Genomic DNA, 14,308 nt, shown 5'->3' on the forward strand with positions numbered 1-14,308 from the left:
ACACCTTATTTAGATTTTGATTTAGAACTTATGATAATTTTTGAGATGATTTTTTTGATGGAAGTAAGTGATTTTTGGAGTTGACTTGGGTCTGGATAAGAAGGAGTTTTCTGGCAAAGCAACAGCCAGTACTCGGTCTCTTCCACTTCCTTGGCGGCAATTTTAAATTTATGAATGAAGTCAGCTTTGCTTTCAGTATTCTGAGCTTCACGCACATTTGCGCCAATGGACGTTCCGCTTTTAAGTAATTGATTAGCCAACACAAATTTTCGTTTTGCCTCTAATTCTTCCGTGTACAGGATGACAGATACCGCGAAATCTAAGGTTAATTCCAAGATTAAATTCTTTGGCTCTTTCTGATCCATAGAAAAATCATTAATCAATCACAGCATCTCCAAATTTCCAAATCTTCACATCTTCAAATTAGGAAGGCAAGCTACGCTTGCCGCACCGTCCTCTGCTCAATGCGTTTCTCGTAGTCTTTGCCTTGGAAAATGCGTTGCACGTAGATGCCGGGGGTGTGGATCATGTTGGGGTTCAGTTCGCCTACGGGCAACAGTTCCTCTACCTCGGCAATGGTGATTTTACCAGCGGTGGCCATCATGGGATTGAAGTTGCGGGCCGTGCCTTTGTAGATGAGGTTACCGGCGGTGTCGCCTTTCCAGGCTTTCACAATGGCAAAGTCAGCCTTCAGCCATTCTTCCATCAGGTACATTTTGCCATGGAACTCGCGACTTTCTTTGCCTTCGCCCACCTCAGTACCATAACCGGCAGGGGTGAAGAATGCAGGGATTCCGGCTCCTCCAGCTCTGATGCGCTCGGCCAAGGTACCCTGCGGAATCAATTCCACTTCCAACTCACCAGACAACAGCTGACGCTCAAACTCGGCGTTCTCACCCACGTAGCTGGAAATCATTTTCTTGACTTGGCGTTTCTGCAATAATAGACCAATTCCGAAGTCGTCTACACCCGCATTGTTAGAGATGCAAGTAAGGTCTTTCACGCCTTTGTTTAGAAGCTCTTTAATCGAATTCTCTGGGATGCCGCACAAGCCAAAACCACCCAGCATCAAAGTGGCTCCGTCTGGAATGTCCTGGCAAGCGGCCGCGGCGTCTTGTACTACTTTATTAATCATAAAAAGAAATATAGTATGAAGATGAGCAATCGTGATTTTAGTTAGCGTGTGGCCAATAGAGCAACAAGGTCGTTTTTAGCTTGATTTCTGGAAAATAAGCCAAAAACGGAATTCTTACGGCATGTCTCTGGAACCCATGGCTCCGCCGAAGAAGGACATCAAAGGATAGATGATGACCGACGAAATGATAAACCAGATAGGGTGAGGCAGTAGATAAAAATTGGCAACACAGGCCAGCAGCAGCAAGAAACCCACGAGCAGCGCATGCATCATTTTTCTGGATTTTGCTAGGCGGGCCGCCACCATGCCTCCTAAGAATGAACCCAGCGCGTATGCTAATAGGACAAGCATCAGGGAGCCCATAGGCGCACTGGCCAGGTAGGTTCCCATGGCCTCGGGGTCTTGTAGATTGACTTCAGAAGGAACTGGGTACACTTGTTGGGCCACCAATTCAACCAGAAAGATGGTGAGGAAGCCGGTCACTACTCCAGTGAGGACTGCAAAAATGCTTTTGAACATAGCCAAGAAGTTTAATGACAGTGAATCAGCAATGAGGGCTGCCTGCTCTTCTTCCTTATCGTGTAAGCCCGAGGTGAAGTTACGGATTTGCCAGATTTATCCTAACAGGTGTAAGGCAGATTCCTGGTCTTGGTGCAGTTGCTGGGTGAGCGCTTCCAATCCGTCAAACTTCAATTCTGGCCGAATGTAGCCGATGAACAGAAGCGTAATGTCCTGACCGTACAAGTCCCCATTGAAATCAAAGATATGCACTTCAATGGTCTGCTTACCGCTGTCATCCACGGTAGGGTTCACGCCAATGTTGAGCATGCCCTTATACTGGCCTTGCGGCGTATTGACTAAAACGGCATACACGCCCTGCGCGGGTATAAGCTTGAGCGCATCTTTTACCTCCAGGTTGGCAGTCGGGTAGCCGATAGTGCGGCCTAGCTGTTTGCCTTTTACCACGGTGCCTGTTATCGTATAAGGTCGGCCCAAGTACTTGTGAGCGGTTTCTACCTCACCTTTCTCAAGGGCGGTTCTTATTTTGCTGGAGCTTACGCCTACTTCTTCAATGTCCTGGCGAGGAATCTCCTCAACCACGAAGCCGTAGCGCGCCGCGTTTTGCTGGAGGTAGTCAAAGTTGCCTTCGCGGTTTCTACCAAAATGGTGGTCATACCCAATCACCAGTTTCTTGGTGTGCAGGGTGTTGAGCAGAATCTGCTGGATGTATTCTTCTGAGGAAAGCTGCGCAAACTCTTTGGTGAACGGCAGAATCAAGAGATAATCCACGCCGTAATTCTCCAGCGCCTCTATGCGTTCCTCTATGGTAGAAAGTAACCTAAGCGAAGTGTCATTTGGATTGAGTACCGTGCGCGGGTGCGGCCAGTAGGTGAGCACCACGCTTTGGCCGTTGTGTTGGCGGGCAGTTTCTGTCAGACGCGACAAGATTTTCTGATGACCCACGTGCACCCCGTCAAAGGTACCCGACGTCACCACTGCCTGCGGCAGTTCTGGAAAATCTTTCAGCTCCCTAATGACAATCATGCCGGCCCTAGTTGTTTCTCGCGGAGTTCTTGTAATTGGTCTAAAGACATGGCATCCTCTATGCGGTATTCCCCAATACGGGTACGCACCAGTTCAGACAGATACGCGCCGCAACCAAGCTTTACGCCAAAGTCACGGGCCAGGCTCCTGATGTACGTGCCTTTTGAACATACCACTCTAAATGACACTTGGTTTCCCTCAATGGCAGTTAAGTCAAAGGCTTTAATGGTGATGCGCTTGGACTTGATTTCAGCCTCGCCGCCGCGACGGGCAATGTTGTACGCGCGCTCGCCATTCACCTTCACCGCCGAATAAATAGGCGGCGTCTGGTCAATCTCACCCATGAAGGAGGCGGCTGCCTCTTGGAGCATTTCTTCTGTTAAATGATCAATGGGAGAGGTGCTGTCTACTTCGGTCTCCAGGTCAAAAGAAGGCGTGGTATGACCTAGGATGAATTTGCCGGTGTACTCCTTTTCCTGCGCCTGAATCTCTTCTATGCGCTTGGTGAATTTGCCCGTGCACATGATGAGCAAGCCTGTCGCCAATGGATCCAAGGTTCCCGCGTGGCCAATCTTTTTAATCTTGAGGGCGAACTTGGTTTTCTTGACCAGGTCAAAAGAAGTCCAGGTCAGCGGTTTGTTGAAAAGCAGGATGGCTCCCGCTTCAAAATCATACGGTGATTCTTGCATTATACCAACTGTATGTCAATGCCCAAGGCCAGGAGCAACAAAATGATCAAGCCTACTAAAATGCGGTAATAACCAAACAACTTAAACCCGTACTTGGTCAAGAAGTCCACGAAGAACCTGATAGCCGCCATGGCCACCACAAACGCAACCACATTGCCAATTATCAAAACTTGCCAGTCCTGGGTATTGATGGCGGATAGGGCCAATTGAAACTTAGGGACGTTAAAAGAGACGATGTCAGAGAGTTCCAGCTTCAGGAAGTCTGTTAGAACTGAGTAGGTTGCAGCCGCCAGCATGGTGGGCACTGCCATAAAAAAAGAGAACTCAGCGGCGGTTTTACGGGTCATGTTCTGTGTCAAGCCGCCAATAATACTAGCCGCCGACCTTGACACGCCCGGAATCATGGCAATGCACTGGAAAAACCCTATGATAAAGGCATTCTTGTAACTTGGTGTAGTAACCGGATTTTCTACGTCTTTGAACCATTTGTCCACGAACACCAGAATGATTCCGCCTAACACCAAACTGATGGCCACCACCTCTACGCGCTCCAGCATGGCGTCTACCACGTCCTTTAAGACAAAGCCAATCAAGAGCGCGGGCACCACTGCCACGAACAGCTTTTTATAGAAGTCAAAAGAGTTGATCCAACGCTTCCAATACAACACCACCACAGACAAGATGGCGCCAAATTGTATAGTTACCGTGAACATCTTAGTAAACTCAAAGGCACTGATGCCCATGAGGCTGGAGGCGATGACCATGTGTCCGGTAGAGGACACTGGTAAAAACTCGGTTAATCCCTCAATAATGGCCAGAATGATTGCTTGCCAAATATCCATCTAGACGTCTTTGCGGGGTTTGGCCAGGATAGCGTAAAACTGGAACAGGAAGCCTGCCACCAACACAATTGGGCCTAGGGTCAAGCCTAGAAAACCGTAGCCATACGGCTCTGAGTCTAGTGACATCAAAATGAAACCAACCGACATAATCACTAAACCAATGATCATGAGCATAAAATTGCGGCGCCCAAAGGCCGAAGAAGGGGACGTGTTGTTGGTGTTATTTTCCATGAGGAAGAATATTTTAATAAAGATCGTCTAGGGAAGAGCGAAGGTACTTACGCACCGCGCGGTAAGAACTGAAAAAGCCAATCACACTGCCCAGCACCAATAAGGTAGCCATGAGAATGAGGATCTGCTCATCGTTTCTAAGTAGGTAAAGCTCGGCAATTTGGCTATAGGCGTATTGCAACAAACCCATTAGCAGGGCAGAGGCAATTAAACCGCTAATCAAGCCTTGAATGGTGGCTCGGTTCAAATAAGGTCTTTGAATGAAGAAGGAAGTAGCGCCTACCAACTGCATACTCCTTATCAGGAAACGCTGCGAAAAGAGCGCCAACTTGATGGTATTGTTAATTAAAATCATGACCACCAACACCAGAATGGCCGCAAAGGAAAGCAAGACAATGCTCACCTTCTGTAGGTTTTCATTGATGGAGTTAATAAGGCTTTCTACATAGCCCACTTCATACACCCCAACCGTATTCTGCAAGTCCTCTTGAATTTTCTTGAGTTGAGCCGAGGTGGCATATTCTGGGTTGATCCGCAGGATAAAGGCATCTCTCAATGGATTTTCGCCTAGGAAGGTTAGGAAATCCTCTCCGCTTTCGTCAATGAATTCGCGGGCCCCATCTTCCTTAGACATGTAGGTTACCTGCGGTTTACCGTTGTCTAAGGCTATAAATTCTTTGCGGCTGAGGGTGTTTTTGAGTTTTTCAATCTCAAGCGGGGTAAGGTCACGCTCCAGATACACCTGCACCTCCATGTTCTCTTTTACAAGGTTGAAAATCTCTTTGGCGTGAATGAGCAAAACTCCAAACAGGCCAATGACAAACAACGCCAGCGTGATGCTGAAGACTACCATGGCGTGCGGGTAAGCGCCCAGTTTTTTCTTTTTGGTATGTTGAAGATGTTTTGCAGCCATAAGGGAGTATCCCGACAAAAATAGCAATTATTTCAAACTTAGCCGGAGCGCTGTCCGTTTTTGGACCGTTTTCTGGAAAATAGGCCAAAAACGGCCTATTGCTTCACGGGCGGTGGCACTACCGGTCTTGGCGTGATATCATCATCTGTGATGACGGGCGTTTCGCGTTCTTGGGCCCGTTGGGCACGGCGGCTTAGGCGTTTGCGCCGGAACAACTCTCCAAAGCGGTCAAAGTTGGCCTGGTGCAATACACTGACGGTCTGGCGGCTGGTAGCCGAAACGGCCTCAAAATCTCGTGGCGTGGTTTCATAAGTAGCGCGCAGACGCAGCTGTCCGTTTTTGCTCAGGTAGTATTCCAGTGACCAGTCCCCAGTAGCGGTGCTGCGGGTCCCGCCGGGGCGGTTGGCGTTGTTATTATTGAAATTGCCTTCGCGCGTAATCTTCAAACGGCCTTCTAACAAAGTATAACTCAAACGCAGCTGCACGTCATCCAGCACTTGGTCCTGCGAGCCACTCACCCCAATGTCTACTTCCAGGTTGGTGTCAATCTGGGACAGCCAGTAGCTTAGCTGGTTAGAGAATAATTCGCCCACAGAAGAGCCAATGTCTGCGGTGCCAATCTGGAATTCATCCTTGGCAGAGAGGCGCTTAAAGGCCAGCAGGGAGAACACCTGCCGGTTGAGTTCCTGCTCATCATTCCGTATGTCACTTAGATAGCCCGAAAGCAGCGTTTCCAGTGTTCCCGGCAGGTTGTTGAACTCTAGGTTCAGACGGACCTGCGGGGTAGTGAGCGGGCCGTCCAGGTCCATCACCGCGGTCACCGGGTACCGGACGGTCTGTTGGGCTTCCTGGCCCAGGATAGGTTGTAGGGACACGCGTTGGGTATAGGTGGCGGTGATATCCAGGATGCCTTCCAGCGGGTCTCCGTTCCAGGTCACGGTACCGCCCGGACGTACGTTAAATTCCTTGTTCACCAGGCCCAGCATGGTAAAGTTGTAGCGGCCCTGCACAATCTCATAGGACCCAAACATGGCAAACTCGCCGCGGGTGTCAATGGTCATTTTGATGTTGCCCCGGCCGCGGCCCCGGATGATGTCACCGGTACGCTCGTCAAAAATCAATTCCAAGTACGCGTTCTCGGTGATGTCGAAGTCAAAGTTGAGGCGTATGCCAGACAAGTCTACTTTCTTCTGCACCAGCGGGATGGGCGTAGCCGTGCTGTCCGTTACGTTGCGGTTTACAAACGTGATAAAATTCTGTTTCTGCAGGGCGGCTTGGTTGTCCAGCGGGATGGAGATGTTGGTGTTGTCCTCGCTTCGGGCAGTGATGTCTACGGTGAGGTTGCTGGGGGCGCCAAACGCCGAGGCCGTGCCCGTGGCGAAGGCTGTCCCATAGTACATGGGGTTGTCGTTCTTGGTAGTGTTCAAGACCATGAACCGGGTAAAGCGCGCCTTCAAGTCCAGGACCATGTTCTGAAAGCCATCGTGGAAGATGCCGCCGTTCAAGATGGCCACGTTGTTGTAAATATCGCGCAGCCTAATGTTCCGGAAGGAGATGTCGTTCTCACTGAAGAAGACGCGGTCTGCAAAGGTGTACCTGGTTTTAAGATAATTGAACACAAACGAGCCCTCTGAGACCAGCACGGAACCTTTGAGAATGGGCGCCGACAGTTTCCCCATGATCCTGACCCTACCGTCCATGGTACCTCCCAAATCTGACATGATGGTTTTCAGCAAGGGCTCCACCAACTTCAGTTGTGCGTCATCCATCACCGCCAAAAGATCCAGTTGGTTGGTCGCGGCACTAGGGGTGTAAGTACCGGTCAGGTTGAGCACTTTCTGGGCATCACGGCTAATGCCGGCGTCCACCTCCAAATACTTCTTGGCGTTGTCCCAGTTGGCCAGCCCGTCTATGTTGCCAATGTAGATGTCATCCATCATGAAGGAGTCCACCTTGACCATAGAGGAGAGGCCCGGCTGGTTGTACACGTCCCGCAAGGTGAATTCACCGTTCAAGCGACCATCAATCTTAGTGGTGAGCAAGGGGTTCAGGTTCTCTAACCTGAATTCGGCAATTTTAATGTTGAGTTGGTCTTGCGGGTTTCTGGAAATCATCCCGAACAGGTTCACGCTTTGCGGACCGTAGGATAGATTCACATTGTCAAACCGAATACCGTTTCTATTAAAGATAATGGTGTTGTTCGGCGAGATGGTCCATTCCTTGTTGAGCAGGTTGATGTTAGACCGGTTAAAGACCATCTTCACGTCGTTCCGCTCAAAGGCCACGTCCCCACTAATGTTGGCGCGGTTGGTGGTGCCGGTCTGCGCAATGTTGCTGGAGAAATTGATGCGGCGCTCGTTCCAAACGGCCTCTACGTACAGGTTGTCTGTGTCTCCGGCGCCTTGCAGGTTCTGGCGCTCAGAAGTAACTACGGCATTGGCCAGCACGTCTGGACTGTTCCAGAGTTTAGAAGACGTGAATTCTATGTCATTCTGGTAAAAAGCATTTTTACCCACCAGCACCGTATCTACCTGGCCTACTAGTGAGAGGATGGCCGTGGCCCCATTCCGGAAGGTACCTTCTACCTTGGCAAAATCAGAAAGCGAAATGCTGGGTGCAAACGCATGCAAGACCGGGTTAATGTTTCTGAGCTGCACGTTCAGGTCAATGGCATAGGCAGTGGGCGGAACGGCTCTTTTCTGGCGGTAATAGTTGGCCAGTTCTACCGGGTTGTTCCGGAAGTTGAGCTCGTACTCGCGGTAAAGCGTCTTTAGGTCATTGAACAGGGTAGTGTAGTTGTAATTGCCGCCGGCCGTCAGCTTCATGACTTCAGAGTCAATGTGCAATTCCCGTATGCCATCATGAAAATGGGACACAATAGCCACAGAATCTACCTTCACTTCTTTGCCGCTGTAGCGCAGCACAGAATTTCTTAACACAGCAGAACCACTAAATTCATCTAGCTTAAGGCCGTTAAAGTTGACGTCTGCATCTGTGGTTAAGACCACATTTTGTTTTGTAAAACCTAGCGCGCGCAAGTCTATTCTGGCAATGTGGCTGTCCAGGTCAAAAATCTGCTGGTTGTTCTGCAAATTAATGGTGCCTGAGGCCGCAATAGTCAAATTAGGGTCTTTGATGGAAAAATCTCCTTTAAACAACTGCTTGCTCAAGGCTCCATCTACTACAATGTTCTGGTAGTTGTAATTGTTGATGTTGATGGACCGGATGGTGGCATCTAATTGCAGCTTGGCCGTCTCCAGAGTAAAGCCGCTGCCTTGTACGCGGCCGTTCATGGCCACGGTCTTGATCACCTTTCTGTCGCCAATCAAACCGCCCACGTCAAAACCACCCGTCTGCAGATACCCGCGGTAGGAGGCATTCTCAGCATCGGTTTTGTTGAACTTGAGGTTAATGTCCGTGACAAACTTACCCAGCGCGGTATTGAACGTGCCGTTGGCTACAAAGTCATTGTAGAACCCGGTAATCTCTCCAGCCAGCTTAATAGTCCCGGCCCTAGCAGCAATGTCATACGGCTTTTTAGGAATGTAGCGGCGTAAGTCGCGGGCATTGATGGAGCTGGGAGCCAGGTGCAAATCCACGAAGGCATTTTTAAAGTCGGGTAGGCCGTCTGCGCTGATGTCTCCTCTAATGCGCGTGTTCTGGCCGTACTTGATGTCCACGTTCTTGGCCTGGAACTGCTTTACGTAGCCTTTCACCTGGCCAGATAGCAAGACTTCCTCTTTCCAGTCTTTAAGAACAGGCGCGAACAAGCCTATGTCATCGGTGTTTACATAAGTGCTGTCAAAATTGGCCGTTACCTTCACGCTGTCATTGAAGGAAGTGAAGTTTCCGAAGCGCTGGTAGTCAAACCGCACGTACTTGGCCAAATGACTGCCGTTCACCCGCAGATTGAGCTTGTCCCATTCCCAAAAGGTAGGGGCGTAGGTCATGCGAGTGTCCAGGTCTTTCAGATAAGTGCCCGACCGCCGGTCTTTGGTGGTGAGGCTGGTGACCAGGGTATGGATGGTGTCTCCCTTGATCTGGATGTCTGAAAACGAGCCGTTGATGTCCTCCAGGTCCATGTGCTTGTAGTCCAAGCCATGCTCCGTGCGGTCCAGGTTGTAGTCATGGTAGGTGAACAGACCGTTTTTTAAGACAATCTGGTCAATCTTAAAATCAAAAGGGGCAGACTTTTTGGCCGTGTCTGTCTTGATGAGGTTGCTCAAGGATCTGATAAACGAACTCATGTTCAGGGAGTCAGAGCCCTTGTATTGAATGAGGTTGGCCTCTGGGTTGGTGAGCGTCAGCGAAGAGATGTACAGCCGGTTGGGCTGGGCGTCTTTGAACAGCACCAGCTTTTTCTGGCTGGGCCATAACCTGATCTCGCGGCGCTGGGGATTGAGGATGCTGAACATGCTGATGTCCGCGTCCAGGGTGCCCACGTAGAACAGTGTCTTCTTCTGCCGGTCTAAGACGCGCACGTCCTTAAGGATGAGCTTGTTGAAGAATTCAAGGTCTACGCTGCCTACGGTAACTTGGTGGTGGATGGTTTCAGAGAGAATAGAGGCGGCTTTCTGGGCCACTTTGGTTTGGACAGCCGGAAAACGCAAGGCAAGCATGAGCCCGCCTACCAGCAACACCACTAAGATAAACAGGCCCAGAATTATTTTAAGAAGGGCTTTTGCTATAACTTGCGGGTAGTTTTTACTCTTCTGCGTCTCTTGGTCTTGCGTTTCCAACGAAATATGAACCCTACGATATTAGCGATTGAATCGTCTTGTGATGAAACCTCGGCTTCTGTTATACGGAACGGCCAGGTGCTCTCTAACATTGTGGCCACTCAGGCAATCCATGAGCAATACGGCGGGGTGGTTCCAGAGTTGGCATCCAGGGCGCATCAACAGAACATCATCCCGGTGGTGGCCCAGGCACTGCAAAAGGCAAATATAGAAAAATCTGAGTTGCATGCGGTGGCCTTTACGCGCGGCCCCGGTCTTTTAGGTGCTTTATTGGTGGGCTGCTCGTTTGCCAAGTCATTTGCATTGGGCTTGAACCTGCCTTTAATTGAGGTCAATCACATGCAGGCGCACATCCTGGCCCATTTCATAGACGATCCTCAGCCCAACTTCCCGTTCCTGTGTTTGACCGTGAGCGGTGGCCACACCCAGATTGTATTGGTGCGCAGCCACCTGGACATGGAAGTGCTAGGCCAGACCACCGATGATGCCGTGGGCGAGGCCTTTGACAAATCTGCCAAGCTCTTGGGCTTGCCCTACCCAGGCGGACCTATGCTGGACAAACTGGCCAGCACCGGCAACCCTGATCGTTTTACGTTCCCCATTGTGAACATGGACGGCTATGACTACTCTTTTAGCGGCATCAAGACCTCCATCCTCAACTTTGTCAAAAAGAACGCGGCTGCAGACCCAGACTTCGTACAGAATAATTTGGCAGACATCTGTGCCAGCATCCAGAAGGCTCTCATCTTGACGCTCATGAAGAAGCTGGTGTTGGCCGCCAAGGACCTGGGCGTGAAGGAGATTGCCATTGCGGGCGGCGTGTCTGCCAACTCAGGCTTGCGGCAGACGCTGCAGGAATATGCCAAGCGCTACAGCTGGAACGTGTACCTGCCCGCCTTTGAGTACTGCACAGACAATGCCGCCATGATTGCCATGGCCGCGCACTACAAGTACCTAGCCGGCGACTTTACCTCGCAATATGCCAGCCCAGACCCAAGACTCAAAATAACTGTCTAATATCCTCAAAGGAAAAGCTGTTTTTGGCCTGATTTTTAGAAATCAGGCCAAAAACAGCTATTTGGAAAGTACCGTGCGGTTGAATTTTTAATCTACCCTAAACATTCCTACTTTCAACCTACTTTATTGTCTGTCGTTTATGTAATCCTAATAAGCTTTAACAGACACACCACCTAAGACTGTGGTTATGCGAAACGTTCTCATCATCATCTTTACGTTCATGACTCTTATTCAAGCTCAATGTCAGACTGCCACCAATCATGTGCAACTTGCCAGAACGCTTTTTGAAGAATACAGCGGGTACCAGGAAGCCGCCATTCGGCACCGCCGCTTTAAACACAAGGACATTGTCCCGCTTCTAGAAAAACTAAAGCAGAACCCTCTGTTCCAAGTGCAGGTGGTAGGCAAGTCAGTGGAGCAGCGGGATATCTATTTAGTAAAAGTAGGCACCGGGCCGAACAAAATTATGCTTTGGTCCCAGATGCACGGCGACGAGCCCACCGCCACCATGGCGCTGCTGGACATCTTCAACTTTTTGCAGGCCTCAGATGAGCTGGACCCTGTCAGGGAGGAAATCCTGAAGGAGAATACGCTCTACATCATGCCTATGCTCAACCCAGACGGGGCAGAGGTATACAAGCGCCGCAATGCGCTGGAGATTGATCTGAACCGCGACGCCCTGCGCCTGCAAAGCCCCGAGGCTCGCTTACTCAAGGCCCTGCGGGACAGCATCAAGCCGGCATTCGGGTTTAACTTGCATGATCAGAGCAGGTTGTACACGGTGGGCACTACGGCCAAACCAGCCACCATTTCTTTTCTGGCCCCCGCCTTTGACCATCAGCAGACCATCAACTCGGTGCGGGAGCGTGCCATGCGCACCATTGTGGGCCTGAACCAGGCCGTGCAGCAGTTTATTCCGGGGCAGGTGGCTAAGTACTCAGATGAGCATGAGCCGCGCGCCTTCGGTGACAACATCCAGAAGTGGGGCACCAGCCTTATTTTGATAGAGTCGGGGGGCATGAAGGGCGATCCAGAGAAGCAGTACATCCGGCAGCTCAACTTCGCCACTATTCTCACGGCGCTCCACCTCATTGGCAAGAACGGTTACACCAAGTTTGACCGCGTAGACTATTACAAGATTCCAGAGAACCAGAAGAACCTGTATGACGTGGTGGTGCGCAATGTGCGCTACAAAGAAAACGGCAAGAACTGCATTGTGGACTTCGGGGTGATCCAGGACGAAATAAGCGCCTCCATCCCGCAGCAGTTCTACCACAAGAGCACCGTGGAGGAGATAGGGGACATGAGCGTCTTTTACGGCTACCAAGAGGTGGATGGCACGGGTCTAACGCTGGTGCCCGGCAAGGTGCTGGAGACCCCCATCCAGGACTTGTCAGAGCTGACGCATGAGCGCCTCATCCAATTATTGTCTGAGGGGTACACCACCGTTAAGATGGAGACGCTGCCCCAGAGCGTTAACCCGGTAGAGCAGCTGCCTTTGAACGTGGTGCACGTGAGCGGAAAAGTGTCCCATGTACTGGCCCTAGACAGGATGGCGAATTTTGTCCTGAAGCAGGAGGACGGCACCGTGCGCTATGCCATAGTGAACGGCTTTGTGTATGACTTGCAAGGCGAGCGCCCCAGGTTGTTTCATGGCTTGTTGCTGTAGCCTCCGTTTTTGGCCTGTTTTCCAGAAAAGAGGCTAAAAACGACAATCAACGCTATTCTTAAACTCAGGTTATGGGATGCCCTTCCTGGTTTCAAAGCCTTAAAAAGGTAGACACCCACCCCCGAAATCCTATAAACCGCTAGCCTTCTTTTTGGGGTTAGCGGTTTTTTTGTACCAGCTTTGTATCTTTCCGCTTCATTCCATTCTTTGATAACCCTTTCTACATGGTTTTAAATTATCTGTGGGTGGCGTTCTTTCTGATCGCTTTCTGCATTGCCCTGGTCAAGCTTGTCTTCTTCCAAGATACCTCCGTTTTTCAATTGTTGGTGACCAGTACTTTTGACAGCGCCAAGACCGGCTTTGAATTGTCTCTGGGCTTGACCGGCGTCATGACGCTCTGGCTGGGCATCATGAAGATTGGGGAGCGTGGCGGGGTGGTGGCCATCCTGGCCAAAGTGGTGGGACCGTTCTTTAACCGCCTCTTTCCCGAAGTGCCTAAAAACCACCCGGTCTTTGGGTCTATCTTGATGAACTTCTCGGCTAACATGCTGGGGCTGGACAACGCGGCCACGCCTCTGGGATTAAAAGCCATGAAAGAACTGCAGGAACTGAACCCCAGCGAGGACACGGCCTCTAACGCCCAAATCATGTTTCTGGTGCTCAACACGGCGGGTCTGACCCTGATTCCGGTTAGCGTGCTGGTATTCAGGTCGCAGATGGGGTCCACGGATCCCTCGGCGGTGTTCATTCCCATTCTGTTAGGCACGTTCTTCTCCTTGCTTGGCGGTTTGCTAGCCGTGGCTATTTACCAGCGCATTAATCTGTTTGACAAAGTGATAGCCCTTTATTTGGGCACTATGGGATTGGCCATTGGCGGATTAATCTATTACTTCAGCACCATCTCTCAAGAGCAGATCGCCACCATTTCTTCGGTGGTGAGCAACATCGTCCTTTTCTCCGTGATCATCTCCTTTATCACCCTGGCCTTGATTAGAAAAGTGAACGTATACGAGACCTTTATTGAAGGCGCGAAAGAGGGGTTCGGCGTGGCCGTTTCCATCATCCCTTACCTGGTGGCCATGCTCGTGGCCATCGGCGTGTTCCGCGCCTCGGGCGCCTTGGACATTTTGGTGCAGGGCATCGGGAGTCTATTTGGCTGGTTAGGCTTCAACACAGACTTTGTACCAGCTTTGCCGGTAGCGCTCATGAAACCTCTAAGCGGCAGCGGCGCCCGCGGTCTGATGGTGGATGCTATGAAAACCTACGGGGTAGATTCATTTGTGGGCAACGTGGCGGCAGTGATCCAAGGATCAACGGAGACCACGTTCTATATCCTGGCGGTGTACTTCGGATCTGTGGGTATTAAGAAAACCCGTTATGCGGTAGTATGCGGCTTGATTGCCGACCTGGTAGGTATTGTGGCTGCCATCTGGATGGCCTATTTGTTCTTCCATTAACAGGTTGTTTTTGGCCTGTTTTCCAGGAATCAGGCCAAAAACGGGTTAGAAATAAAACAGAAGAGGCTCCC

The 14,308-nt window shown here is 50.6% G+C and carries 12 protein-coding genes; 3 read left to right on the top strand and 9 right to left on the bottom strand.

Translation table 11 applies throughout. From position 1 onward, the window contains the following. Positions 1-5: 5 nt before the first annotated feature. From TH61_RS13760 to TH61_RS13800, 9 genes are all read right to left on the bottom strand, one after another. Positions 6-365: a four helix bundle protein gene (locus TH61_RS13760; protein WP_066510488.1), complete on the bottom strand. Its 360-nt coding sequence runs from the start codon at positions 363-365 to the stop codon at positions 6-8. A gap of 71 nt (positions 366-436) precedes the next feature. Next, a complete protein-coding gene (locus TH61_RS13765) occupies positions 437-1,135 on the bottom strand; it encodes a CoA transferase subunit A (RefSeq protein ID WP_066510491.1) in 699 nt (232 codons plus the stop codon). Between the two features lie 114 nt (positions 1,136-1,249). Continuing rightward, positions 1,250-1,654, bottom strand: a complete 405-nt coding sequence (locus tag TH61_RS13770) for a hypothetical protein (protein ID WP_066510494.1) — start codon at positions 1,652-1,654, stop codon at positions 1,250-1,252. Positions 1,655-1,750: 96 nt separating this feature from the next. Further along, entirely contained in the window at positions 1,751-2,680 is a 930-nt protein-coding gene (locus tag TH61_RS13775; RefSeq protein ID WP_066510504.1) for a bifunctional riboflavin kinase/FAD synthetase, read from the bottom strand. Further along, positions 2,677-3,369: a tRNA pseudouridine(55) synthase TruB gene (gene truB, locus TH61_RS13780; protein WP_066510507.1), complete on the bottom strand. Its 693-nt coding sequence runs from the start codon at positions 3,367-3,369 to the stop codon at positions 2,677-2,679. The genes TH61_RS13775 and truB overlap by 4 nt, the downstream gene beginning before the upstream one ends. Beyond that, positions 3,369-4,211 (bottom strand): undecaprenyl-diphosphate phosphatase, encoded by an 843-nt coding sequence (locus tag TH61_RS13785; protein WP_066510516.1) that lies wholly within the window; start codon positions 4,209-4,211, stop codon positions 3,369-3,371. The genes truB and TH61_RS13785 overlap by 1 nt, the downstream gene beginning before the upstream one ends. Continuing rightward, positions 4,212-4,442 (bottom strand): DUF3098 domain-containing protein, encoded by a 231-nt coding sequence (locus tag TH61_RS13790; RefSeq protein WP_066510521.1) that lies wholly within the window; start codon positions 4,440-4,442, stop codon positions 4,212-4,214. Between the two features lie 13 nt (positions 4,443-4,455). Further along, entirely contained in the window at positions 4,456-5,355 is a 900-nt protein-coding gene (locus tag TH61_RS13795) for an ABC transporter permease (RefSeq protein ID WP_066510525.1), read from the bottom strand. Between the two features lie 95 nt (positions 5,356-5,450). Then, the gene (locus TH61_RS13800) at positions 5,451-10,094 is read right to left on the bottom strand and encodes a translocation/assembly module TamB domain-containing protein (protein ID WP_066510526.1); all 4,644 of its coding nucleotides are present in this window, start codon (positions 10,092-10,094) and stop codon (positions 5,451-5,453) included. 6 nt (positions 10,095-10,100) lie between these two features. On the opposite strand from TH61_RS13800, the gene tsaD reads away from it, so the two are divergent. The 3 genes from tsaD (at position 10,101) to TH61_RS13815 (ending at position 14,237) form a co-directional block, all read left to right on the top strand. Further along, on the top strand, positions 10,101-11,111 hold the full coding sequence (tsaD, locus tag TH61_RS13805; RefSeq protein WP_066510527.1) for a tRNA (adenosine(37)-N6)-threonylcarbamoyltransferase complex transferase subunit TsaD: 1,011 nt from the start codon (positions 10,101-10,103) through the stop codon (positions 11,109-11,111). Positions 11,112-11,298: 187 nt separating this feature from the next. Further along, positions 11,299-12,780, top strand: coding sequence for a M14 metallopeptidase family protein (locus tag TH61_RS13810; RefSeq protein ID WP_231862226.1), 1,482 nt, complete (start codon positions 11,299-11,301; stop codon positions 12,778-12,780). Between the two features lie 224 nt (positions 12,781-13,004). Continuing rightward, positions 13,005-14,237 carry a nucleoside recognition domain-containing protein gene (locus TH61_RS13815; protein ID WP_066510528.1) on the top strand — a complete coding sequence of 411 codons (1,233 nt, stop codon included), beginning with the start codon at positions 13,005-13,007 and terminating at the stop codon, positions 14,235-14,237. The last annotated feature ends 71 nt before the right edge of the window (positions 14,238-14,308 follow it).

This window comes from Rufibacter sp. DG15C, assembly GCF_001577755.1.
GTDB lineage: Bacteria > Bacteroidota > Bacteroidia > Cytophagales > Hymenobacteraceae > Nibribacter.

Excerpts from the sequence above, each read along its gene's own strand:
- TH61_RS13790 (WP_066510521.1), bottom strand. The coding sequence starts at position 4,442 with ATGGAAAATAACACCAACAACACGTCCCCTTCTTCGGCCTTTGGGCGC.
- TH61_RS13795 (WP_066510525.1), bottom strand. The coding sequence starts at position 5,355 with ATGGCTGCAAAACATCTTCAACATACCAAAAAGAAAAAACTGGGCGCT.
- TH61_RS13760 (WP_066510488.1), bottom strand. The coding sequence starts at position 365 with ATGGATCAGAAAGAGCCAAAGAATTTAATCTTGGAATTAACCTTAGAT.
- TH61_RS13815 (WP_066510528.1), top strand. The coding sequence starts at position 13,005 with ATGGTTTTAAATTATCTGTGGGTGGCGTTCTTTCTGATCGCTTTCTGC.
- TH61_RS13785 (WP_066510516.1), bottom strand. The coding sequence starts at position 4,211 with ATGGATATTTGGCAAGCAATCATTCTGGCCATTATTGAGGGATTAACC.
- TH61_RS13810 (WP_231862226.1), top strand. The coding sequence starts at position 11,299 with ATGCGAAACGTTCTCATCATCATCTTTACGTTCATGACTCTTATTCAA.
- TH61_RS13775 (WP_066510504.1), bottom strand. The coding sequence starts at position 2,680 with ATGATTGTCATTAGGGAGCTGAAAGATTTTCCAGAACTGCCGCAGGCA.
- tsaD (WP_066510527.1), top strand. The coding sequence starts at position 10,101 with ATGAACCCTACGATATTAGCGATTGAATCGTCTTGTGATGAAACCTCG.
- truB (WP_066510507.1), bottom strand. The coding sequence starts at position 3,369 with ATGCAAGAATCACCGTATGATTTTGAAGCGGGAGCCATCCTGCTTTTC.
- TH61_RS13770 (WP_066510494.1), bottom strand. The coding sequence starts at position 1,654 with ATGTTCAAAAGCATTTTTGCAGTCCTCACTGGAGTAGTGACCGGCTTC.
- TH61_RS13765 (WP_066510491.1), bottom strand. The coding sequence starts at position 1,135 with ATGATTAATAAAGTAGTACAAGACGCCGCGGCCGCTTGCCAGGACATT.